Here is a 23,124-nt window from a genome sequence, read left to right as displayed (position 1 = left end):
TCACGGCGTGTCTCACAAGGGTATGCCCCGGCGGAGCGCTTTATCCAGAGCACCAAGTTCGATCACCAATCGTTCTCGGTTGGATTACTCACGTCAGACCAACCCAGCGGGCAGGAGCGGGCGGGAGCCGATCCGGGCGCCCTACACAGTTAAGGGGGGTTGCTGTATAATCCGCCGCCGTTGAGCCGTGCCATCAACCGCCTCCCGGGGCGCGGCGCCGGACCCTGGGTCCACTCGCATCCATGACGGTCATGGATAGTCTCTCAAGGCAGAGATCCTGTTGAGAGAGTAACCCCACAAAATCAGAGGAACTCAATCGTGCTTGAAGCCTATCGTACTCACGTCGCGGAACGCGCCGCGGAAGGCGTACCCCCCAAACCGCTGAACGCAGAACAAGTTGCCGAACTGGTCGAACTGCTCAAAAACCCACCCGCTGGCGAAGAAGAGACCCTGGTCGAGCTGATCAGCCATCGCGTCCCCGCCGGTGTGGATGAAGCCGCTTACGTCAAAGCCGCTTTCCTGAGCGCCATCGTGAAAGGCGAAGCCGAAACCCCTCTGATCTCCAAAGAACACGCCGTCAAACTGCTGGGCAACATGCACGGCGGTTACAACATCGAAACCCTGGTCGAGCTGCTGGACAACACGGCTCTGGCTCCCCTGGCCGCCGACGAACTCAAGCACACCCTGCTGATGTTCGACGCTTTCCACGACGTGGAAGAAAAAGCCAAAGCCGGCAACGAATTTGCCAAAGGCGTTCTGCAATCCTGGGCCGATGCCGAGTGGTTCACCAAGCGCCAGAAAGTCCCCGAGAGCATCAAGCTGACCGTATTCAAGGTCACCGGTGAAACCAACACTGACGACCTGTCCCCAGCCCAGGACGCCTGGTCCCGCCCGGATATCCCGCTGCACGCCCTGGCGATGTACAAAAACGAGCGCGAAGGCCTGACCCCGGACGAACCCGGCACCATCGGCCCGATCAAGCAGATCGACGAGCTAAAGAAGAAAGGCTACCCGCTGGCCATGGTGGGGGATGTGGTCGGCACCGGCTCCTCGCGTAAATCCGCCACCAACTCCGTGCTCTGGTACATCGGTGAAGACATCCCGGGTGTGCCCAACAAGCGCACCGGTGGCGTCTGTATCGGCAGTAAAGTGGCGCCGATTTTCTACAACACCATGGAAGACGCCGGCGCGCTGGTATTCGAAGCGCCGGTGGACGACCTGAACATGGGCGACGTCATCGAAGTGCGTCCCTATGAAGGCAAGATTCTCAATGGCGAGACCGGCGAGCTGATTTGCGAATTTGGTCTGAAGTCCGAAGTACTGCTGGACGAAGTCCAGGCCGGCGGCCGGATTCCGCTGATCATCGGTCGTGGTCTGACCGGTAAGGCCCGCGAATCCCTGGGCCTGGCCCCTTCCGACCTGTTCCGCAAGCCCGAGCAGCCCAAGGACACCGGCAAGGGTTACACCTTGGCCCAGAAGATGGTCGGCAAGGCCTGTGGCATGGAAGGTGTGCGCCCCGGTACCTACTGCGAGCCCTACATGACCACCGTCGGCTCCCAGGACACCACCGGCCCCATGACCCGCGATGAGCTGAAAGACCTGGCCTGCCTCGGCTTCTCCGCCGACCTGACCATGCAGTCCTTCTGCCACACCGCCGCCTACCCCAAGCCGGTGGACATCGACACCCAGCACACCCTGCCCGACTTCATCATGACCCGTGGCGGTGTGTCCCTGCGCCCGGCGGACGGCATCATTCACAGCTGGCTGAACCGTATGCTGCTGCCCGATACCGTGGGCACCGGCGGTGACTCCCACACCCGTTTCCCCCTGGGCATCTCCTTCCCGGCCGGTTCTGGCCTGGTGGCCTTTGCCGCGGCTACCGGCGTAATGCCGCTGGATATGCCGGAATCGGTTCTGGTGCGCTTCAAGGGCGACATGCAGCCGGGTATCACCCTGCGTGACCTGGTCAATGCCATCCCCTACTACGCCATCCAGAAGGGTCTGCTGACCGTCGAGAAGAAAGGTAAGAAAAACATCTTCTCCGGCCGCATTCTGGAAGTGGAAGGTCTGCCGGACCTGAAAGTCGAACAGGCCTTCGAAATCTCCGATGCCTCGGCCGAGCGTTCCGCCGCCGGCTGTACCATCAAGCTGGGCAAAGAGCCGATCATCGAGTACCTGAAGTCCAACATCACCATGCTGCGCTGGATGATCGAACAGGGCTACGGCGACGTGCGTACCCTGGAGCGTCGTGCGCGCAAGATGGAAGAGTGGCTGGACAACCCGGAGCTGATGGAAGCCGATGCGGACGCAGAATACACCGAAGTGATCGAAATCGATCTGGCGGAAATCACCGAGCCGCTGCTGGCCTGCCCGAACGATCCGGACGATGTGAAGAAACTGTCCGACGTGCAGGAAACCAAGATCGATGAAGTGTTCATCGGTTCGTGCATGACCAACATCGGTCACTTCCGTGCCGCCGGCAAACTGCTGGAAGCCACCAAAGAGGAGCTGGCCACCCGTCTCTGGATTGCACCGCCCACCAAAATGGACGAGCACCAGCTGATGGAAGAAGGCTACTTCAACATCTTTGGCAGCAAAGGCGCCCGCACCGAAATGCCCGGCTGCTCTCTGTGCATGGGTAACCAGGCGCGAGTGGCTCCGAACTCCACGGTGGTATCCACCTCCACCCGTAACTTCCCGAACCGTCTGGGTCAGGGTGCCAACGTCTACCTGGCCTCGGCCGAGTTGGCCGCGGTAGCCGCCATCACCGGCAAGCTGCCCACCCCGTCGGAGTACCTGGAGTACACCAAAGGCCTGAACAGCATGGCCAGCGATATCTACCGCTACCTCAACTTCAACGAAATTGAGGAATACCAGAAGTCGGCGGACGAAGGTAAGCGCATCGCGTCGGTGCAGATTGAGGAAGTGGCGGTGTAAACCGCCCTACCCTCATCGCCCACAAAAAAGCCCGCTGGCGTGAGTCAGCGGGCTTTTTCATTTTTGTGGCGTCGCACAAACTTGCCAATGAGTGGCATAACGCCGTCGTTGTCAGCCGACCCTGTTTACGGCTGAGGGTTCCAGCCTTCGCCACCGTTATAGGTAGAGAAAATTTGCTCCCTTGAAGAGAACTCGGTTTCGTACTCCTGCTGGCTCAGTGAATAGCTCACCCAACCGCTGGTATCCAGCGGGTCGCCATTGATATCCATGCTGTTGTATTCGCGCCAGCCGTTAGTGGCAGTGGCGGTTTCCGGGTTGGGAGTCGGGTCGGTGTGCCAGGCACTTGAACGGATGTGGTCATCCATCCGGGTATTGACGAATACCACATTGTCGAAATAGTCCTGACTGCCGCCGCTGCGCGCGAGGGCAAACGTATTGTCAGCCACATTGGCACCGGTCGGTCCTTCACCGCGGGTCAGCTCGCTGTTCAGGAACACAAAGCCTTTGACGCTGTCCGGTGTGCGGGCCTGAAGGATATAGCCACCGCTACCGCCATCGGAGCGACCCACCGTGCGAATCTCACTGTTTTCAAACAGCGCCGCCTCCACATAACCCCAAATGTAATCCACGTTGCCAGCAACCAGGGACTCATAGAACCAGCTGTAACCTTTAAGCAACAGGGTGTCCTGCTCGCTCAGAAAGGCAGCGTCTTTGGCCACCAGGCGATGGGGGCTATTGAAGTAAATGGTTTCGGCCTGACCACCCTCCCCGACAAGGGTGGTATTCTCGATCGTGAGGTGCTCAAGAACCAACAGGTCCGCAGACTCGACCAGGAACAATGGGCGACCACTGGTGCCACCATTGAGCTGCTCGTTGTTGCGGTACTCGATGCGGGTATTCTCCCGGCTCTCGCCGCGCAGGGTGAGGTTGTTCTTGTTGCGCAGGTACAGCGGTTCACGGTAAGTGCCGTTCATCACATTGATGGTCACCGCATCGTCTTTGCCCAACTCCAACATGGCATAAGACAGTGCGCCCTGCACCGTGCGGAAATCCGCCTCGCCGGTTTCGGCCACCGTCAGCTCATTACCGGAAGGGGCATCCGCCGTGGTGCTAAACGTCCAGGCGGCGTCTTTACCGAGACCTTCAAATTCAGCCCCATTGAGGGTGCCGTTAATCACCCCATCGGCAATGGCGACATAATAGGTTTCGCCGGGCTCCAGAACTCCGTAATGGGGCGCGATCACCACGCTGTTGCCCTCGACCCAGATCTGCTCCGTGTTGAGGGTGCGCGCACGATCGGCCGATGGCAGGCTGTCCTGCTCGCCCAATACACTGATATTGTCGATCACAGCGTCATCACTGGCGCGGTAAATACGGGCCGAGCCCGCCGCACCGAGCGTGGGAACATCGTCAAAGGTCAGTTTGATCCGGGTATCGCGCAGAATATCGGTTGCACCAACGGCGGGAACAACTCGTTCAGCCAGATCGTAAACCGCGGTTGGCTGGACGAACGCCGGAGTGATTGTGGCTTCAATGGTTCGGATCAGAGTCGCATCAGAGCCGCTGGTAAAGGTGATGGTCGCCTCGCCCTCGGCCAAGGGGCTCAAGTGCACCTGATTGCCCTGCACGTCGACACCGACCACCGCCGTATTCGAGGACTCGACGCTGAACGTATCCGGATCCCCATTGCTCTGCACCGCCGTTACGTCGATCACATAATCATCGGTCTGCGCCTCGGCAATCCATTCACTACTGGCCGGATCAATGGTCAACTGCACCGGCTTGTTGGCCGGATCACCGATGACCACATCATCAATCTCAAACGACTTGTTGGCGGTAAACAGCCCTATATCGCCAATACCGGTGTAGTCGGTATCGGTATGGGAGCCGACATTCTCACCATTGAAGTAGACCGTCAGGGTATCGCCGATCAACTCAAAACGGACCGTGTACCACTGCCCGCCCTCCAGCGTATCTCTGGGGCCCTGGACGATTTCCCGGCCCACCTGGACCGGACGATCGATCGTGCCGTCCACCGACTTGGCGATCTCCACCTTGGTACTGTCGGTGTTGTTCTGCACATTCAGACCCGCGGCATACCAGTTACCTTCACTGTGATAGCGTGCCATCAGGTACAGGAACTTGTTTCCGGTGGTGCTGTTTTCGCGGGGGCGTATCCGCGCTTCCACGTAGTAGTCTTCCGACGGGATTTCAAGAGCGCTCACGTCGATAAAGGCCAACTCGCCGCCCTGACTGGCGGCGGTGAAGCGCAACACGTGGTTGTCGCCATCCTCCACCACATCGAAGGTACCGTTGGGTTCACCCTCCGGGTTATCCGGGGACGACTGCAGAACCCACTGATCGGCCGTGCCATCGGAGAAGTCGTCACAGAAGTACAACCCGCTCTCCGGGCAGACAAATACCGTCGACGCCGGCTCTGACGAGGCGCTCGCGCTGCTGGAGGAGGCCGGATTGCTTGAGGATGAACTGCTGGAGGAGGAACCGTTTTCCGGGGATGAAGAGCCGCCACAGGCGGCCAGCGCACTGCTCAACAGCAGCACGTACAGCCATTTTGGTTGATTCATTGTTTTTACTCTCACGTAATTATTTATAATATGTCATATCAAATGACCCCCAAATAATCTCAGTCGCTCGCCGGCCGGTCAAGCCCCCGGCTTAGGCTCTTTGGTTATACTGTGGTATTTCCCGACCACCCGCTATTGACGGACCCGACCATGCTGATACAAAACGACCATGTCGATCTCGACACTCCCACCGGCACCATGCGCACCTACGTGTACCGCCCCGCGGCCGAAGGTCGCTATCCGGCCATCATTTTCTACTCGGAAATTTTTCAGCAGACCGCCCCCATCGCCCGTTCAGCGGCGATCGTGGCCGGGCACGGCTTCGTCGTCCTGGTACCCGAGGTGGCCCACGAGCTGAATCCGATTGGCACCGTGCTGGGCTACGACGACGCCGGCAAGGAAAAAGGCAACAACGACAAGTTCGCCAAGCCGCTGAAGGATCACGATAGCGACACCGGGGCTATGGTCGCGTTTCTGGAGAAGCAGCAATACTACTCAGGCGCAGTGGGCAGCATGGGAGTCTGCCTGGGTGGGCACCTGGCCTTTCGCGCCGCGTTGAATCCGGCGATCAAGGCGGCCTGCTGTCTGTACGCCACCGACCTGCATTCAAATACCCTACCGGCACCCGACGAAGACCAGACCCTCGCCCGGGCCGGCGAGATCCAGGGGGAGCTGCTGATGATCTGGGGCCGTCAGGACCCACACGTTCCGGATCAACCTAGGGCGGAGATCAATCGCGCTCTCAGGGACGCGGGCTGTACCTTCAGCTGGCTGGAAGTCAACGGCCAGCACGCGTTCATGCGCGATGAGGGCGATCGCTACGATCCGGAGTTGGCATTGCAGTGCTACCAGATGGCGGTCAGTCTGTTTCGGAAAGCGCTGCGCTGAGAGCGGTCAGGGACCCTGACGGTATTTCGCCGCCAATGTCCTGAGCCCACCGCACCCGTGGCTCGTCCGTATCGGTTTCGGGAGCGTACAATAGCGGTATGCGTGTTATTACCTGCCTGCTAACGACTGCCCTGCTATCCGCCTGCCAGCCAACGCCGCCGGCCGAGGCGATGCTGGACGACTACCTGACTCGATTATCCAGGGTGTTATCCGTAGATATTCCCGCCATAGCCGCTGAGCCCGCACCCCGTATGCCGCCACCGCGGGAACTGCAGGTCGAGCTGGAGCCCCTGTCCATCAATCTATTGGATTTCTGGGGGTTTCGTCAGTGCGGCCTGGCCGAGGTACTGGGCGAACGCAACAGTATTCTCGGGCGGGTGATGGTCCCCTCCCAGCACCTGCACATGGACGGTCGTATTCTCCAGCGACTGCGCCATTGCATCCGGACACTGGACGACGCAGAACTGGTGGCGCTGGCCGAAGACCTCGAGCGGCGCAAGCAACAGCAGTGGCCGGCTCGCTACTGGAATGCCAGTGCGGCGGCACCGGAGCTGCGGGCTTTCTGGAGCCCATCCACCACGCCACTGGAACCCGGCCGGGAGGCCACTTTCCAGGAAGCGCTGACCGCCCTCGCCTTTCTATCGCGATTGCCAGAGCGCCTGGAACAGCAACAGTGGCCGGAACGTCCGGAGCTCGAATCGCAATACAAGGCGCTGGAGCAATACGCTCTGGGCGGCAAACTGCTGCAGAGCCTGGTGCTTGGCGAGCGCTATACCCAAGCGGCCAACCGGATGCTGGAACGAGCCCATCAGCAGAAAATGCTCTGCCCGGCGGGCCTGCCGAAGCGAGAGCTCGAATACGCCCGCAACGTCATGGTGAAGGTATTTGTGGGTGAGGTTCAGCCCTGGCTGGCGGCAGTCAATCGTCGAGCCAACAACGTCATGACGCACTATGAAGCGCTGCTGGACCAACAGTCCGCCGAACTGAGGCCTGCCATTGAGCCATTTTTTGATCAAGTGACCACGCAACACCTCGCCTTCCAGAACAGCCTGCGTGACCACGTGGCTCACTGGCAAACCCTGTTCGATGGCTGCGACAGCAAGGCGATTCCGTCGAGGTGACCGGGGCCGGAAAAATCCAGTACACTGCATGCCGTTCTAATGGTTCAACAAACGGCGAGATCATTCCGCATGTCCGACACCAAAACCGTTCTGGTAACCGGCGCCTCCACCGGCATTGGTTACCACTGCGCCAAAGCACTGCAACAAGACGGCTACCGCGTCATTGCCAGCTGTCGAAAACTGCCCGATGTCTCCCGCCTGCAGGCCGAGGGCCTGACCTGCATTCAACTGGATGTTGCGGACTCCGGCAGCATCCACCGGGCCGTCGAGGAAACCCTGCAATTGTGTGACGGGAGGCTGTACGCCCTGTTCAACAATGGCGCCTATGGTCAGCCCGGTGCAGTCGAAGATCTCAACCGGGACACCCTGCGCCGGCAGTTTGAAACCAACTTTTTTGGTTGGGCGGAGCTGACCAATGCCCTGCTCCCCGCCATGATTGCCGCCGGTGAAGGGCGCATCATTCAGAACAGTTCCGTGCTGGGCTTCGCCGCCATGCCTTTTCGGGGGGCTTACAATGCCAGCAAGTTTGCCCTGGAGGGATTGACCGACACCTTGCGCCTGGAACTCGAAGGAACCGGTGTCCATGTCAGCCTGATAGAGCCCGGCCCGATATTGAGTGATTTCCGTAAAAACGCACTGGCGGCGCTGAAAAGCAATATCGACATGCAGAACAGCCGGCATCGGGAAAAGTACGAAAATGCCATTGAGCGTCTGAGCAAAAAGGGGCCCACTCAGCGATTCACTCTGGGGCCGGATGCGGTCTACAAACGCCTGAAACACGCACTGGAAAGTAACCGACCCAAGCCGCGCTACTACGTCACCTTTCCGACCTACCTGATGGGCTATCTGAAGCGGGTGCTGAGCACCCGGAGGCTGGATAAAATCCTGGGGAAAGTGGCCACCTGAGCGACTATCTGTCATTCATCAGACGGTAATCCACGGGCACTTTTATTGTGCCCGTTTTGCCATATACGCTTCGTAGTCCGGAATGGAGCGATCCACTTCGTTGTTGAACAGCGGCGAGGCCACCATGAAATCGGCCGATATCTGGTTGCAGGCCACGGGAATGTTCCACACCGCGGCGATACGCAATAGCGCTTTTACATCCGGGTCGTGGGGCATCGGCTCGAACGGATCCCAGAAAAAAATCAGAAAATCCACTTTGCCTTCAGTGATCAACGAACCCACTTGCTGGTCACCGCCCAGTGGACCGCTGATCAGTTTGTTGATCGGCAGTTGTGTCGCATTGGCGATCACCGTTCCGGTGGTTCCCGTGGCGTAGAGCGTATGGCTCTTCAGGGTCTCCCGGTGCTTGCTGCACCAGGCCACCAGATCCTGCTTTTTGTTGTCATGTGCCACCAACGCAATGCTTTTGTTGTTGGGCAGGGTTACGGTTTTAAATTCCATACTCCACTCGCTTTAGAATCGTTATCGGTTAATCGCGTTTCTCGGCCAGGGCCCGAGTGACATCGGCAATGAGTCGAGGCCCCTGATAGATGAATCCGGTGTACACCTGAACCAACCGGGCACCCGCGGCCATTTTTTCGACGGCACTGGCGCCATCGCTGATACCGCCCACGCCAATAATCGGCAACCGGTCCTTCAGGTGACTGTGCAAGGACGCAATGACATGCGTGCTTTTATCGCGAACCGGCAGACCACTGAGGCCACCGGTCTCTTCACTGTGCGCCAACCCCTCGACCCCTTCCCGGCCAATGGTGGTATTGGTGGCGATCACCCCGTCCATACCCTGCTCCAGCAAGACCTTGGCGACCTGCTCGATGGCCACATCATCCATGTCCGGCGCGATTTTCACGACCAGGGGGACATAGCGCCCAATGGCCTGATAGTGTTTCTGTTGCTCCACTTTCAGACGCTCAAGCATACGGGCCAGGCTGTCACCAAACTGAAGATCACGCAGCCCCGGGGTATTCGGAGAGGAAATATTGAACGTGATGTACTCGGCGTGTTCGTACACCCGATTGAGACAGAAGAGATAGTCATCAACGGCATTTTCCAGAGGCGTGGTGGCGTTCTTGCCGATATTGATTCCCAGGATACCGGAATAACGACGACGCTTGACCTGCTCCACCAGGTGATCCACACCCAAATTGTTGAACCCCATCCGGTTGATGATCGCCTCTTGCTCCGGCAGGCGAAACAGTCGCGGCTTAGGGTTTCCCGGCTGGGGCTTGGGGGTGACCGTGCCGATTTCGACAAAGCCGAAACCGAGCGCGCCCAGCGCATTGAAATAATCACCGTTTTTGTCGAGTCCGGCGGCCAGGCCCAGAGGGTTGGCAAAGCGCAGCCCCATGACTTCGACCGGGTTGTACGCCGCTTTGGGTTTGAACAACGGCAGCAGCTTCAGACGCTCTGCCGCCCCCAGCCAGTCCAGGCTGATGTGGTGAGCGGTTTCAGGGTCCAGTTTGAACAGGGCGTTGCGAATCAGCGAATACATGCAGGGGCTCTTTGCAGCGAGGTGAAACAGCGTCAAAGGATACTGGATTTCGGGTTTCTAGTCGATTTTTTCGATTTTCTTGAAGCGATTGTCGGCATCGAAATGAATCCGGAATCGGCCCCGGATTCCCTCGCGGGTAACAAACTGCCGCAGTATCGGCGCCGGGAAGCGTACACTGCGGCCATCGACGGTCTGGGCAAGCACGCTCTGAGCGCTCCCCTGGTACCAGCGCTGATATTCATCCGGGGAAATATAGAGATTGACGATTACGGCGTTCAAGGGCGATACCACAGCTCCGGGCGGTCCAGTGGGGTGTCGGGCGTCATCAACGGGTTGTCCAGGCGAATGAGGGTACGCTCATTGAGACGGGCCCGCTTCAGACTCTCTCCGAAGTGTGCCATAAGCACCCGATCAAATGAACCATCGTCAATGGCGGCCAACAGACCGCGCTCGATCGCCTCGGCCAGGCGCTCGTTGTTCCGGCGTACAAAAAAGTAATACGCCGATGGATAGACCAGAACCACATGTTCATCCACTGCCAGCTCCAGCTCGGAGAACACCCGCTGCTCTTTCCAGACTTCCACCACCGAGCGGGGAAAGTAGTCGACCCGACCGGCGTACAGCATCTTGAACATCCCCTCCCAGTGGGGCGTGCGGATCACGGGCAGACCGTTATGTTCCAGAATGGCGCTATCTGGCCAGTCATGCCCCTGGACGGTTTTCAGGTCTCGCAGCGGTGCCAGGTCAGTCATGTTGGCAAACTGGTCCTCGTCGCCCGAACGAACCATCAGCAATCGCCAGCCGATCAACCCTTTGAACAGCGGCACCCGAATGGGGCGCAACACAGTCTCTCGGGTCTTGTTGGTATTCATCCAGTGGATGTCGTACATGCCTTTCGCCACAGACATAACACTGCGACTCTCACGAAAGTTTGATAGCGTGACGGGATCCAGAACATACTCCTCCCCCGCCTTATCCAGCGCCAGGGTCAGTAGCTCCAGAAAGTAGTTGGGCCAAGTCTGGCCGTATTCTTCGCCCAGCACCGGGTATCGAATCACCAGTGCCTCACCCTCAGCGGTATTGCTGTCGGCCCAGGAAGCACCGCTCAGTACCACTGCCAGGAGCACCCCTTTCCACACCGTTTTTATAACCTGAAGTCGCATTTTTTCTCGCCCTATCCGCATAATAGTTATTAATCATCAAGAACTGCGGAACCATAGGCACAATAACGAATTCACGCACCAATTCAAAGCACGACGCATCGCCATTTTCAACCGAAGGGTCGTCAGGTATCGACAGTTTTGGACAGCGCGACGGCGCGTACCGACGCCCGGTCCTCGGCCAGGTCCATGGCGCGATCTGAACGCGCCAGTGCCAGTCGGGAGTGCCGGGTTGCGGCGCAGACCATGGTCTGATCCTCCAGAGCCGCAAGAGCACACAGCGCCTTCTGAAGTCGAATCGCCACTTCGGCAATCCCGGCACCATCCCGGGCAATCGCGGTAAAAACATCATCAAACAGATCATCCACTGACAGCTCGGGGACCCATACCCGATCGTACCGTGTCGCGGCTAGCTCGCCCTGCTCCAGGGGCCGGCGCCAGAGGGTGAACAGACGCACCAGGGTGCCAATCACATCGATCGCGGTCCCCGGATCGTTGACGCCGGGAGACAGCGCCTCAGCCGTCGACTCTTCAACCCGTTCAATGGTGTTGACCACCCGCCCCAGCCGGGCAATGCGATCGACCCAGCGGACAAAGGTAATGATGACAATGCCAAAGACCCATACGGTCAGGGCAAAGATGGTGAACAGGCCGGCCCCCTGAAAGTAGCCATTTGTGACCGCGATCAGCGCCACCAGACTGAAGATGAAAGCGCCAATAAAGGCCGACAGCGCGCTCTGGGTGACATCATCGGCAATCACCAGGGGAATGGATCGAGGCGTGGCGGCCGTGCTCGCGGAGGCGTAGGCCGCGACCATGGAGCCCACGGCGAAGGTCGCTATCACCAGCATGCTGGATGCCATCACCGAGAGCAGCGCTTCCACCGAGTCGAGACTGACGACAGGGAGAATGTCGGCAAATGGGGCGCCTTCTGCGAGCTTGGCCAGGAATACACCGCCGACAGAAAGCACGCAAAGCGCCAGGGGTTTCACCCAAAGGCGCTCTCGAATTCGCTGGACGAGAAAACGCACCCGGTCTAACCTCAGGAAAGAGGATGGTTTCATAAATTCAGATAGGCCTGCCGCCGTTAAGCCATAGCGCCTAAAGCCTAGGCCCGGCACCCTGAAGCGTCAAGCGTTTGGGTTCTGCGGAAAACACATCTATTATTCAAGGATAGGCGTACCCAGAGCGCAACCCATCGGTAATACCTGTACCCACATAACAAGGAGCCACCATGAGCCAGCCCGTGATCGCCGACAACAAACCCGCCAAAGTGACACTCAAAAAAGGCGAAGAGTACGCTTTCTGCCGCTGCGGGCGCTCCAAGGATCAACCCTTCTGCGATGGCTCCCACTCCGGAACCGGCTTTACCCCCAAGATGTTCAAGGCCGAAAAAGACGGCGATGCCTTTCTCTGTCAATGCAAGCACACCGACGATGCCCCCTTCTGCGACGGTACTCACAAGCAGTTCAGTGATGATCAGGTGGGGAAAGAGGGGCCTGCCTGGGAAAAGGACGAGCAGAGTGGTGCTCCAACCGCCAAAGCGACACCGGAGGAGCCCACAGTCGAATTCATTCACCTGCTCGCACGGGAAGGACTGAAAAATCTCGGCAGCCACGGGCCGGTATCGGCCATGGGCGTCCCGCGCAACGAACTGCCCCACTGGGATGACCTCCAGATCATGGTCGCCCAGATGGCGACAAAGCCCCTGATGGAGGATGTCTCCATTGATACGGAACTGGTGGTCGGGCCCGAGGCGAAAAAACCACTCAGTCTGAAGATTCCCCTATTGGTCTCCGATATGAGCTTTGGCGCCTTATCGGAGGAAGCTAAAGTGGCCTTGGCCAAAGGTGCCGAGCGGGCCGGCACCGGCATCTGCTCCGGCGAAGGCGGCATGCTCCCGGAAGAAAAAGCCGAAAACAGTCGTTATTTTTACGAGCTCGCCAGCGCCAAGTTTGGCTACAAGGAGAAGCTGTTGAGCGATATCCAGGCGTTCCACTTCAAAGGGGGTCAGGGCGCCAAGACCGGCACTGGTGGTCATTTACCGGGTAACAAAAACACCGAAAAGATCGCTCAAGTTCGCCAGATAACCGCTGGCGAACCCGCCACCTCTCCACCCACGTTCAAGGACCTGTCCAGCGTCAAGGATTTCAAGCGCTTCGCTGACCGGGTGCGGGAGATATCGGGTGGCGTCCCGGTCGGTTTCAAATTGAGCGCCAACCATATCGAGCGGGACATTCAATTCGCGCTGGATGCCAGTGCGGATTACATCATTCTGGACGGTCGGGGCGGCGGCACGGGTGCGGCCCCCGAGATGTTCCGCGATCACATCAGCGTGCCCACCATTCCCGCCCTGGCGCGGGCCCGGCGCTATCTGGATGAGCAGAAAGCCAGTGGCCGGGTGACCCTCATCATCACCGGTGGACTCCGGGTTCCCATGGACTTTGTGAAGGCGCTGGCACTGGGCGCCGACGGTATCGCACTGTCCAACAGCGCCATTCAGGCGGTCGGCTGTGTGGGAGCGCGAATCTGCAATACCAACAATTGCCCCGCCGGTATCGCCACACAGCGCGAGGATCTGCGCAAGCGACTCAATGTCGATCAATCCGCCGAGCGTCTGAGTACTTTCTTTGACGCATCGGTGCAGTTGATGAGCGTCATGGCCAGGGCCTGCGGTCACAACGCGCTGCGGGACCTCAACCAGGAAGACCTGGCCACCTGGCATCGGGAGATGGCTCTCCTGTCGGGGGTTCGATACGCGGGCATCGGCACCCCCTGAACCCGCTTGTCTGGAGGCGCCCAGGGTGTGGTTGGCGCCTCCGGAGCAGACGTCACCGCAACATTCGATTATCATGGGTGGACAGACTCAACGACAGGCTCTGATCCGCCCGATGCGACTGACAGCCCTACTGCTTCTATTGGCACTCTGCCAGGCCACCTTCGCCGCCCGGTCAACGGAGGCGGCGGAAGTGGTGGTCGACATCCCCTATATGGAGCGGGCGGGGCTGCACCTGGACTATGCCATTGATTTGCTGACCCTCGCCCTGGCGCTGTCCGAACAGCGCTATGGCCCCTATAAAATCGTGCAGCAGCCGTCCCAAACCGTTATCCGCCGTCAGTTACTTGAACTACAGAAAAATGAGCGTTTGTCGGTCGCCATCTCCATGCCCATGCCGGAATGGCTGAACAATGCCGAACAGATTCCGTTTCCTATCATGAAGGGCTTGGCCAGTTACCGCCTGTTTTTCAGCCACCGTCAGAATCTGGAGCGGGTCAATGCCATTGAAGGTCTGGCAGCGCTCAAAACCCTGAAAATCGGACAGGGCGCGGGCTGGTCTACCGCTAAAATCCTCGAGGATAACGGCTTTGAGGTCGTGTACGGCGGGCCTTACGAGACACTGTTTCCGATGCTGCTGGGAGATCGCTTCCAGTTACTCATGCGCGGGGTGTACGAAATCAAGCCCGAACTGGAGGTCTACCAGCCCGACATGCCCGACCTGGCGATGGTGGATGAGATTGCCATATACACTTACCTGCCGATGTACTTTTTTGTATCCCGAAAGCAACCGGAACTGGCCGAGCGATTGAACTTCGGTCTGAAAAAAGCGCACGAAACCGGTCAGTGGGACGCGCTGTTTTATCACTATTTCAGTGATACGCTCAGCCTGCTGAACCTCGAAACAAGACGGGTGTTTTATCTGAACAATACCAATATTGACCGTTCTTTCTATGCCAACGACAAGCCCTATCTGCTGCCGTCCATTGTGACGTTGGAGTCGCAGCGACAACAAGCCATCACCGATTGACGCCGTCCCGCTCTGAATGCCGGAACAACACCGGACACTTATCCGATTCAATCCATTTTTTGAGAGAGTGACTTTTGACCCCTACCGACTTTGCGACCCTGCCCCTCGATCCTGCTCTGCTTCGCAACCTGGATTCCCTGGCGTACCACCAGATGACGCCGGTTCAGGCCCAGAGCCTACCCGAGGTGCTGGCCGGCCGGGATGTGATCGTTCAGGCACGTACCGGTTCTGGTAAAACCGCCGCCTTCGGGCTGGGCCTGTTGCACAAGCTTCAGGCGCAACGCTTTCGCATTCAGTCACTGGTGCTGTGCCCGACCCGGGAGCTGGCCGACCAGGTGGCCGAGGAAGTGCGCACCCTGGCGCGAACCCTGACCAATATCAAAGTGTTGACGCTTTGCGGCGGTGTGCCGATCGGACCGCAGATCGGCTCTCTGGAGCACGGTGCGCACATCGTTGTGGGCACACCCGGGCGGATCGAGGACCATCTTCGCAAAGGCACGCTGAATCTGAGCACCGTGGATACCCTGGTGCTTGATGAAGCGGACCGGATGCTGGATATGGGGTTTCAACCCGTGCTGGACCGGATTGTCGAACACATCCCCTCGGACCGACAGACACTGCTGTTCAGCGCCACTTTTCCTCCGGAAATTGAATCCATCGCACAGCGGATCATGAATCAACCGGTTCGCATTACCGTTGAGGAGCGTCACGATGAGCGCAGCATTGAAGAGCTTTTTTCGCCGATTGACGGGCTGTCCCGCCCCGAAGCGGTGCGTCTGCTGCTGTTGGCGGAACGACCGAACGCCGCCCTGGTATTCTGCAATACCAAACAGGGCGTCAAAGCCCTGACCCAACACCTGAACCAGAATGGTCTCAACACCCAGGCGCTGCACGGTGATCTGGATCAGAGAGAGCGGGATCAGACCATGGTGCTGTTTGACAACAACAGCTGTTCGATCCTGGTGGCCACAGACGTCGCCGCCCGAGGGCTGGATATCGACGCCGTGGACCTGGTGATCAACCATGAAATCGCCCGGGACAGCGCGGTGCACACGCATCGGGTGGGGCGCACCGGCCGTGCCGGCCGCCAGGGGAAGGCCATTACCCTGTTTGATGAAAAAGAACGTTTCAAATTGGCCCGCCTGGGGGACTCACTCACCATCGAGCCGCTACCGGACAAGGGCATTCTCACACAGCCGCCCTATCGGGCGCCGATGGCCACCTTGCAGATCGACGGCGGGAAAAAACAGAAAGTACGCCGGGGCGATATTCTCGGTGCGCTCACCGCACCCGGCGGACTGGACGGTCAACAGGTGGGCAAAATACACCTGCAGGACCTGCGAGCCTACGTCGCGGTCAAACGCTCGGAAGCCACGATCGCCCTGGAGATGATCAACAAAGGCAAACTGAAAGGCCGACAGTTCCGCGCCCGCCTGGTGCGATAAGCGGATGCCTCGTCAGTCGAAGTCCTGCTGTTCCATCCAGGGAATGATGCGCTCGAACGCTTTCTCGATATTGTCCATGGAGGTGGAATAGCTCAGCCGCAGGGAATTGCTGCAGCTACTGCCAAAGGTTTCCCCGGGGATGGTGCACACCCCGGTTTCCTTGAGCAGACGCAACGCGATATTGGTACCGTTGGCGCCCTCCGGCAATGACGGAAACAGGTAAAACGCCCCTTCCGGGACATAGCCGGTCATGTGCGGCGTCTGCTCCACCAGCTCCACCAGACGATCCCGGCGCGCGGTGTATTCCTTGAGCATGTGATTGATGAAATCATTGCCGCCGTGCAGTGCCGCCACCCCGGCCCACTGGAACGGGGTATTGGCCACGGTGGTGGTGAACATGTGGTAGCGACGCAGTTTTTTGATCGCCCCCTGACTGCCAATCAGCCAACCGATGCGCATACCCGCCATGCTGTAGGTTTTGGAAAAACTACTGACCACCATTACATGATCGAGATCGCTGCAGCAGGACAACACCGATGGGTAGGTTTTTCCGTCGTAAATGAGATGGTCGTACACCTCATCACTGATGATCTGGATACCGCGATAAGCGGCTTCTTCAACAATCGCCTCCAGGGTTTCCCGCGGATAGACCGTACCGGTGGGATTACTCGGTGAATTGAGCACAATACCGTAGGTATGGGGCTCGATCGCGTCGATGACTTCCTGGGGATCCAGTTGGTGATTGTTTTCCGCGCGGGTGGGAATTTCGGTGACCTCCCCCCCGTTCATCCGGATCAATGGGGAGTACAACATGAACGCCGGATCTGGCACGATGAAATGCCGCCCCGGCGCGGACACGGCGGTCAGCGCCAGGTAAAGCGCCTCGGTGGCGCCGGTGGTGATCATGATGTTGTCCGGGCTCAAGGTCCGCTGGTACCGCTCGCCGTAGTAGATCGCGAGCGACTCCAGCAACTCGGGCAGGCCGGCATCCATGGTGTAGCCGGTCTGGCCACGCTGCAGCGCTTCCACCCCCGCGTTGATCACATTCTGAGGCGTCGGCAGGTCCGGTTGGCCGATGGACAGATGAATCACATCGTCCATGGTGGACGCCAGGTTGACCATTTTCCGGATGCCCGGAATCGGAATGGTCATCAAGGCCGGATTCCAGATGGGATCCTCGGATTCGTAGAACTCGAAATCCATATTGCTCAGTGGCATACCGCTTCCCCCTTCAAGACATCAGTGCCGGACGACGATCGGTCAGATCGTTGGCCTGCTGATACGCATCGGCGGTTTGCAACACCAAAGCGTCATTATAGCGCGCCCCCACCAGTTGCAGGCCGATGGGCATACCACCCGAATCAAAACCACAGGGCACGGTAATGGCGGGCTGCCCGGTCATGTTGAACGGATAGGTAAAGGGCGTCCAGGTGGGCCAGCGGGTATTGGGCCAGTCCTCCGGGACTTCCCGTCCGGTCTTGAACGCGGTAATGGGCAAGGTGGGCGTCAACAGCAGATCGTACTTCTGGTGGAAATTCGCCATGCGCTCACGCAGGCGCATGGATTCATCCACCGCGCCCATATAATCAATCATGGTCAGTCTGCCGGCCTTTTCCGCGACCTTGACCAACTGAGGGTCCATCCGCTCGCGTTTTTTGGTGCCCAGCTCGCGCATGGCATTGGCCGCGCCGCCGTAGAACAGATGGCCAAAGGCGGGTAAAGGATCGCTGAAGCCCGGGTCCACCCGGACCACCTCGGCGCCCAGCTCCCGGAACAGTTCAACCGACTGCGCCACCGCCCGTTCAACCTCCGGGTCAACGTCGACATAGCCCAGATTGGGACTGTAGGCGATGCGCAGCCCTTTGATACTGCGCCCCAGGTTCCCCAGATAATCAATATGTCGACGGGGAATGGCCCGGGTGTCGCGATGATCATGCTCGGTGATCACATTCATCATCAGGGCACAATCCTGCACCGTCCAAGTCATGGGGCCCGCCTGGGTCAGCAAGCCGAACGGACTGGCGGGCCAGTGGGGTACTTCGCCCGCGGAGGGTTTGAAACCCACCAGGCCGCAGAAGGACGCGGGAATACGGATGGAACCACCGGAGTCCGTGCCCAGCGCCAGTGGTGCCATCCCCAACGCCACCGCCACGGCGCTGCCGCCACTGGCACCACCGGCGGTTTTCTGTGGGTTCCAGGGGTTATTGGTTACCCCATCGACCGGATTGTCGGTCACCGCTTTCCAGCCGAATTCCGAGGTGGTGGTTTTGCCGATGGGCACATAACCGTGGCGGGCCAGTGCCGCGGTGGAGGGGGTCGTCCTGTCCAGCGTATGTTTGGGGTCCACCGCCAGAGAGCCCTTACGGGTGGGCCACATGGGGGTAAAAAACACATCCTTCACCGCCACCGGCACACCGTCGAGCGTACCCTGGGGCTGATGCTGTTGATAGCGCTGTTCGGACTCGCGCGCCAGCGCCAGGGTGGTGTCGCGATCCACCAGGCAAAACCCGTTGGTTTCGGAATCCACCCGCTCAATCTGATCGAGCATGGCCGTGGCCACCTCGACCGGTGACAGGGACCCGTCCCGATACTGCTCCAGAAGTTCTACCGCGGTCATCCGCAACATCGTTTGGCTCATCAACGGCCCTCCCCGGTCAGCCTTTGGATACCAGATTGTTCAGTGCTTCACCCGCCTGCCAGCGGGTGAAGTTGTCGGTGAATTGTTCGCCCAGCGCCCGGCGCCAGCCGATAAAGTCACCGGCCATGTGGGCGGAAATCATCACATTGGGTTTATCCCACAGGGGATGATTCTCGGGCAGGGGCTCTTCCTCGAAGACATCCAGCGCCGCCCCGGCAATGTCACCCTGTTCCAGCGCCGCAAGCAACGCCTCAGAGGCCACAATGGGCCCGCGCCCGACGTTGATCAGATGCGCCGACGGCTTCATGGCCCGAAAGGTTTCCCGGTCGAACAGGCCTTCGGTATCCGGTGTTAACGGCGCGGTGATCACCACATAATCGACATGGGGCAACACCGCCATCATGTCTTCCTGGGCGTGCACCTTGCGAAACCCTTCAATAGTCCGCTCGGTTCGGGCGGTGCCTTCAACCTCGAGCCCCGCCGCATTGAGCAACTGCCCCACCGTGGTGCCAATCGAACCGGCGCCGACTATCAGTACACGTTGGCGATCAATCAGCCGGGTTTCCCGGTGCTGCCAGCGATGCAGACGCTGGTAGTTGAGGTTCCCCATGGTGTCTTTGGCAAACAACAGAATGGCCCCCAGCACATATTCGGCAATACCTCGATTGAAAATGCCCCGGGCATTGGTCACGGGAATGTCGCTGTCGCGCAGCGCCGGGAACATCAGCGCATCCACCCCCGCGCTGGTGGCATGCACCCAACGCACGCTGGGCTTTTCAGGCCAACAGCGCTCGATCATTCCTGAACGGAAGTCGGTGACCACCAGAATGTCGGCTCGGGTCAGCGCCTCGGTCAGGGCCTGCTCGTCTCTCACGTGGGTCACCCGAACCGAATCGGGCAGCCCATCCAGGCCTGGCAGATCCGGTTCGTCGTCGGCCGTGAGTACCGCTACTTCGGTCATGATGGATCCCTTTGAGTCGATTCAGTCGTTACAGTTCAGAGGCAACGGCTTCGAGCACTTTGCCGAAACGGTCCGCCGCATCGTCCACTTCTTCCGCCGAAACCACCAGCGGCGGCAACCAGCGGATGATCTGCCCGGCGGTGCCGCAGCGCAGCAAAAGCAGTCCACGCTTCTCGGACTCCTTTGCCAGTTTTTCCGCAATGTCCGCTCGGGGTCGATCCGGGCTGTGGGCGATCTCCATGCCCAGCATCAACCCCCGACCACGCAGGTCATCGATCCAGGCGTACTCTTTCTTATACGCCTCCAACCGAGCATACAGCTGTTCGCCTCGCTCGGCGGCATTGGCGACCAGCTTCTCGCCCTCGACCACGTCGAGTGTCGCCAACGCAGCGGCACAGGCCACCGCATTGGCACCGTAGGTCCCACCCTGCGAACCGGGCAAGCCTTGGTTCATCAGCGACTGGGACGCGGCAATCGCCGACAGCGGAAAACCACTGGCCAAGCCTTTGGCGGTAATGACAATGTCTGGGTGGACATCGGCATGTTCATGGCTCCAGAAGCGCCCGGTGCGGCCGTAGCCGGCCTGGATTTCATCGGCAATCAACAGGATGTTGTGGTCTTTACAGCGCTGGGCGATGCCTTCCAGAAAGACCTTCGGAGCCGGGTAATAGCCATATTCACCCTGCACCGGCTCAATGATCATGGCCGCAGTATCTGAGGGCGCACTGTGGGTTTTCAGGATTTCATCCAGCTCGCGCAGGCAGAACTCCACCGCCGCCTGTTCGTCCCAACCATAGCGATAGGCGTGGGGAAAGGGGGCTGTCACCACCCCGGCCATCATGGGGTGAAACCCGGTGCGCACTTTGGTACCGGAGGTGGTCATAGAGGCAGCGGCCATGGTCCGACCATGAAAACCGCCGTGAAAGGTCAGGATGTTCGCCCGGCCGGTGGCGTGTCGAGCCAGCCGCAAGGCCATTTCGACCGCCTCGGAACCGGAGTTGGCAAACGCCACCGAATCGATGCCCTTGGGCATTTTTTCCACCAGGCGATCGGTCAATTTGAGCATGGGTTCATGGGTCACCGTGGTGTACTGGGCATGAATGACTTTACCCACCTGCTCCTGTGCCGCCTTGACCACCGTGGGATGGCAGTGGCCCGTGCCGGTGACTCCAATACCCGAGGTAAAGTCCAGATAAGCCTGACCGTCAGTATCGTAAAGCCAGGCGCCCTCGCCGTGTTCAACGCAGACGTTACTGGACTGTTTCAGGAGTGGCGACAGATGGCTCATGGATAGTGCTCCTGTTTTCTCGATGGTGCTTTCATTTACGATTGGTGATGATATTCAATCCATTCTCATGAAAGATGCCCGAGAATGGATTGGGTGATCTCATCGGTGGTGCGCGCACCGCTGTTCTGCTCTTGTGATTGACGATGTTGTGCCTGCAGATCTTCGGCAACCGCCGAGCGCAAGGATTGCGCCGCATCCGCCAGACCGAGCCAGTCGAGCATCATCGCCGTGGTCAACAGCATGGCGCTCGGGTTCGCGATACCCTGCCCCGCGATATCCGGCGCGCTGCCGTGGGTCGGCTCGAACAGGGCCGGCCGGGACTTGTCATCGGGGTTGATGTTGCACGAGGGCGCCACACCCAGTCCACCGGCCAACACGGCGGCCAGGTCGGTCAGAATGTCGCCGTGCAGGTTGCTGGCCACCACGACATCGAACTGCCAGGGGCACTGGACAAACTTCATGCAGGCGGCGTCCACCAGTTCGTGATGCACGCCAATGTCCGGATACTCCCGCGCGACCTGTTCAAAGACCTCGGTATACATTTCACCCCAATGCGGTTGTGCATTGCGCTTTGTAATCAGGCACACCTGGGCGCCCTTCAGGCCCGAGCGGTCGCACAGGTACTCGCGCAGCTCGCCGTCCTGCTCTCGCAACGTCAGTCGCTCCCTGGCCCGATTGAAGGCATGCCGGATCAGTCGTTCGGTGGCCTTGCGGGTAAACACTTCCAGTTGGGTGGCGGTCTCATCCGGCGTGCCGGCGCGCAGTCGCCCACCCTGATTGACGTATTCGCCCTCACTGTTTTCCCGAATGACCAGCATGTCGATATCTTTGGCCCGCTCATCGGCGAGGTACTGGGGCGCTCCCGGAAGCAGGCGCGCCGGGCGCTCACAGGCCCAGAGATCCAGGCCTTTGCGGAAAGTCAGCAACGGCGCCAGAGACACACCGTCGGATAACCGGTAACGCTTGGGATCGCTGGTCGGCCCCGGATCGCCAAGCGCACCCAACAACAGGGCCTGATAGTCGCCGAGCCGCTCCAGCGCATCCGCCGGCATCATTTCGCCGTGCTCACGATGCCAGGCGGTACTCGGCCAGGGCAGTGTGTCCCAGCTCAGAGGCAGGTCATACCGCTGGCGCAAGGTGTCCAGCACCCGTTCGGCCGCGGCGACCACTTCCACACCGATACCGTCTCCGGGCATCAACGCCAGCTTGATCGGTTGCTGGGCCATGGCCGTTACTCCCCACCCATGCAGAGGTATTTGATTTCCTCGTATTCGGCCATACCGTGACTGGACCCTTCCCGTCCCAGTCCCGATGCTTTCATGCCACCGAAAGGTGCGGCGGCATTGGACACGGCGCCCTCGTTGACGCCGATAATGCCACTCTCCAGCGCATCGGCGACACGCCAGACGCGATGAATGTTCTGGCTGTAAAAGTACGCCGCCAGACCATAGGGCGTATCGTTCGCCAGGCGAATGGCGTCGTCTTCAGAGTCAAACGCCATGACCGCGGCCAGGGGGCCAAAGGTTTCTTCGTGACAGACCTGCATTTCCGGTTTGATACCGGTGAGCAACAGTGGCTCCACATAGTTGCCCCTGTCGCCCTCCGGTGCCGGACCGAAGACCCGCTTGGCCCCTTTGCTCATGGCGTCCTGATAATGCTGCTGGACCTTTTCGACCGCCGCGCGGTTGATCAATGCGGATTGATTGACCCCTTCTTCAAAACCGTCGCCGACCTTGAGTGTCTTCATGGCCTCGGTGAGTTTTTCAACGAAGGCATCGTGCACGCTGCGCTGCACCAGAAACCGGTTCGCGCACACGCAGGTCTGGCCGGTGTTGCG

At 59.5% G+C, this 23,124-nt stretch carries 19 protein-coding genes; 7 read left to right on the top strand and 12 right to left on the bottom strand.

What is annotated here, in order from left to right; genetic code table 11:
• Positions 1–318: 318 nt before the first annotated feature.
• Complete coding sequence (gene acnB / locus B3187_RS01550) at positions 319–2,937, top strand: bifunctional aconitate hydratase 2/2-methylisocitrate dehydratase (protein ID WP_286804323.1); 2,619 nt, start codon at positions 319–321, stop codon at positions 2,935–2,937.
• A gap of 125 nt (positions 2,938–3,062) precedes the next feature.
• On the opposite strand, the gene B3187_RS01545 is transcribed toward acnB, so the two are convergent.
• Positions 3,063–5,522, bottom strand: a complete 2,460-nt coding sequence (locus tag B3187_RS01545) for a pectinesterase family protein (RefSeq protein ID WP_286804322.1) — start codon at positions 5,520–5,522, stop codon at positions 3,063–3,065.
• Positions 5,523–5,672: 150 nt separating this feature from the next.
• Between B3187_RS01545 and B3187_RS01540 the strand changes: the two genes are divergently transcribed.
• The 3 genes from B3187_RS01540 (at position 5,673) to B3187_RS01530 (ending at position 8,437) form a co-directional block, all read left to right on the top strand.
• A complete protein-coding gene (locus tag B3187_RS01540) occupies positions 5,673–6,410 on the top strand; it encodes a dienelactone hydrolase family protein (protein ID WP_286804321.1) in 738 nt (245 codons plus the stop codon).
• A gap of 98 nt (positions 6,411–6,508) precedes the next feature.
• Positions 6,509–7,531: a DUF3080 family protein gene (locus tag B3187_RS01535; RefSeq protein WP_286804320.1), complete on the top strand. Its 1,023-nt coding sequence runs from the start codon at positions 6,509–6,511 to the stop codon at positions 7,529–7,531.
• Positions 7,532–7,600: 69 nt separating this feature from the next.
• Complete coding sequence (locus tag B3187_RS01530) at positions 7,601–8,437, top strand: SDR family oxidoreductase (RefSeq protein ID WP_286804319.1); 837 nt, start codon at positions 7,601–7,603, stop codon at positions 8,435–8,437.
• A gap of 42 nt (positions 8,438–8,479) precedes the next feature.
• On the opposite strand, the gene B3187_RS01525 is transcribed toward B3187_RS01530, so the two are convergent.
• The 5 genes from B3187_RS01525 to B3187_RS01505 form a co-directional block, all read right to left on the bottom strand.
• A complete protein-coding gene (locus B3187_RS01525) occupies positions 8,480–8,938 on the bottom strand; it encodes a methylglyoxal synthase (RefSeq protein ID WP_024460280.1) in 459 nt (152 codons plus the stop codon).
• A gap of 28 nt (positions 8,939–8,966) precedes the next feature.
• Entirely contained in the window at positions 8,967–9,989 is a 1,023-nt protein-coding gene (locus B3187_RS01520; RefSeq protein ID WP_286804318.1) for a quinone-dependent dihydroorotate dehydrogenase, read from the bottom strand.
• A gap of 57 nt (positions 9,990–10,046) precedes the next feature.
• Positions 10,047–10,268: a DUF2835 domain-containing protein gene (locus tag B3187_RS01515; protein ID WP_123637450.1), complete on the bottom strand. Its 222-nt coding sequence runs from the start codon at positions 10,266–10,268 to the stop codon at positions 10,047–10,049.
• Positions 10,265–11,152 (bottom strand): substrate-binding periplasmic protein, encoded by an 888-nt coding sequence (locus B3187_RS01510; protein WP_286804317.1) that lies wholly within the window; start codon positions 11,150–11,152, stop codon positions 10,265–10,267. The genes B3187_RS01515 and B3187_RS01510 overlap by 4 nt, the downstream gene beginning before the upstream one ends.
• A 122-nt stretch (positions 11,153–11,274) precedes the next feature.
• Complete coding sequence (locus B3187_RS01505) at positions 11,275–12,213, bottom strand: DUF2254 family protein (RefSeq protein WP_286804316.1); 939 nt, start codon at positions 12,211–12,213, stop codon at positions 11,275–11,277.
• Positions 12,214–12,383: 170 nt separating this feature from the next.
• Between B3187_RS01505 and B3187_RS01500 the strand changes: the two genes are divergently transcribed.
• The 3 genes from B3187_RS01500 to dbpA all read left to right on the top strand — a co-directional run bounded on the left by B3187_RS01500 (position 12,384) and on the right by dbpA (position 16,400).
• Positions 12,384–13,928, top strand: a complete 1,545-nt coding sequence (locus tag B3187_RS01500; protein ID WP_286804315.1) for a glutamate synthase-related protein — start codon at positions 12,384–12,386, stop codon at positions 13,926–13,928.
• Positions 13,929–14,040: 112 nt separating this feature from the next.
• Positions 14,041–14,955: a hypothetical protein gene (locus B3187_RS01495; protein WP_123637454.1), complete on the top strand. Its 915-nt coding sequence runs from the start codon at positions 14,041–14,043 to the stop codon at positions 14,953–14,955.
• Between the two features lie 74 nt (positions 14,956–15,029).
• The gene (dbpA, locus tag B3187_RS01490) at positions 15,030–16,400 is read left to right on the top strand and encodes an ATP-dependent RNA helicase DbpA (RefSeq protein ID WP_286804314.1); all 1,371 of its coding nucleotides are present in this window, start codon (positions 15,030–15,032) and stop codon (positions 16,398–16,400) included.
• 12 nt (positions 16,401–16,412) lie between these two features.
• On the opposite strand, the gene B3187_RS01485 is transcribed toward dbpA, so the two are convergent.
• The 6 genes from B3187_RS01485 to B3187_RS01460 all read right to left on the bottom strand — a co-directional run.
• Positions 16,413–17,618, bottom strand: coding sequence for a pyridoxal phosphate-dependent aminotransferase (locus tag B3187_RS01485; protein ID WP_123637456.1), 1,206 nt, complete (start codon positions 17,616–17,618; stop codon positions 16,413–16,415).
• A gap of 13 nt (positions 17,619–17,631) precedes the next feature.
• On the bottom strand, positions 17,632–19,038 hold the full coding sequence (locus B3187_RS01480; RefSeq protein WP_286804313.1) for an amidase: 1,407 nt from the start codon (positions 19,036–19,038) through the stop codon (positions 17,632–17,634).
• Positions 19,039–19,054: 16 nt separating this feature from the next.
• On the bottom strand, positions 19,055–19,999 hold the full coding sequence (locus B3187_RS01475; protein WP_123637458.1) for a D-2-hydroxyacid dehydrogenase: 945 nt from the start codon (positions 19,997–19,999) through the stop codon (positions 19,055–19,057).
• A 28-nt stretch (positions 20,000–20,027) separates the two neighbouring features.
• A complete protein-coding gene (locus tag B3187_RS01470) occupies positions 20,028–21,287 on the bottom strand; it encodes an aspartate aminotransferase family protein (protein ID WP_286804312.1) in 1,260 nt (419 codons plus the stop codon).
• A gap of 65 nt (positions 21,288–21,352) precedes the next feature.
• Positions 21,353–22,513, bottom strand: a complete 1,161-nt coding sequence (locus B3187_RS01465; protein ID WP_123637460.1) for an isocitrate/isopropylmalate dehydrogenase family protein — start codon at positions 22,511–22,513, stop codon at positions 21,353–21,355.
• 5 nt (positions 22,514–22,518) lie between these two features.
• A partial coding sequence (locus tag B3187_RS01460) for an aldehyde dehydrogenase family protein (RefSeq protein WP_286804311.1) occupies positions 22,519–23,124 on the bottom strand: 606 nt, incomplete at its 5' end.

The organism is Marinimicrobium sp. UBA4209 (genome assembly GCF_002381585.1).
In the GTDB taxonomy this organism is placed as follows: domain Bacteria; phylum Pseudomonadota; class Gammaproteobacteria; order Pseudomonadales; family Cellvibrionaceae; genus Marinimicrobium; species Marinimicrobium koreense.
Note: the sequence above shows the minus strand (reverse complement) of the source record. Positions and strands in the feature narration are given on the sequence as shown.

What these genes read in the sequence shown, in the direction of transcription:
- B3187_RS01485 (WP_123637456.1), bottom strand. Translation starts at nt 17,618, where the DNA reads ATGCCACTGAGCAATATGGATTTCGAGTTCTACGAATCCGAGGATCCC.
- B3187_RS01535 (WP_286804320.1), top strand. Translation starts at nt 6,509, where the DNA reads ATGCGTGTTATTACCTGCCTGCTAACGACTGCCCTGCTATCCGCCTGC.
- B3187_RS01475 (WP_123637458.1), bottom strand. Translation starts at nt 19,999, where the DNA reads ATGACCGAAGTAGCGGTACTCACGGCCGACGACGAACCGGATCTGCCA.
- B3187_RS01520 (WP_286804318.1), bottom strand. Translation starts at nt 9,989, where the DNA reads ATGTATTCGCTGATTCGCAACGCCCTGTTCAAACTGGACCCTGAAACC.
- B3187_RS01525 (WP_024460280.1), bottom strand. Translation starts at nt 8,938, where the DNA reads ATGGAATTTAAAACCGTAACCCTGCCCAACAACAAAAGCATTGCGTTG.
- B3187_RS01470 (WP_286804312.1), bottom strand. Translation starts at nt 21,287, where the DNA reads ATGAGCCATCTGTCGCCACTCCTGAAACAGTCCAGTAACGTCTGCGTT.
- B3187_RS01540 (WP_286804321.1), top strand. Translation starts at nt 5,673, where the DNA reads ATGCTGATACAAAACGACCATGTCGATCTCGACACTCCCACCGGCACC.
- B3187_RS01530 (WP_286804319.1), top strand. Translation starts at nt 7,601, where the DNA reads ATGTCCGACACCAAAACCGTTCTGGTAACCGGCGCCTCCACCGGCATT.
- B3187_RS01465 (WP_123637460.1), bottom strand. Translation starts at nt 22,513, where the DNA reads ATGGCCCAGCAACCGATCAAGCTGGCGTTGATGCCCGGAGACGGTATC.
- B3187_RS01510 (WP_286804317.1), bottom strand. Translation starts at nt 11,152, where the DNA reads ATGCGACTTCAGGTTATAAAAACGGTGTGGAAAGGGGTGCTCCTGGCA.
- B3187_RS01545 (WP_286804322.1), bottom strand. Translation starts at nt 5,522, where the DNA reads ATGAATCAACCAAAATGGCTGTACGTGCTGCTGTTGAGCAGTGCGCTG.
- B3187_RS01500 (WP_286804315.1), top strand. Translation starts at nt 12,384, where the DNA reads ATGAGCCAGCCCGTGATCGCCGACAACAAACCCGCCAAAGTGACACTC.
- B3187_RS01505 (WP_286804316.1), bottom strand. Translation starts at nt 12,213, where the DNA reads ATGAAACCATCCTCTTTCCTGAGGTTAGACCGGGTGCGTTTTCTCGTC.
- B3187_RS01480 (WP_286804313.1), bottom strand. Translation starts at nt 19,038, where the DNA reads ATGAGCCAAACGATGTTGCGGATGACCGCGGTAGAACTTCTGGAGCAG.
- B3187_RS01495 (WP_123637454.1), top strand. Translation starts at nt 14,041, where the DNA reads ATGCGACTGACAGCCCTACTGCTTCTATTGGCACTCTGCCAGGCCACC.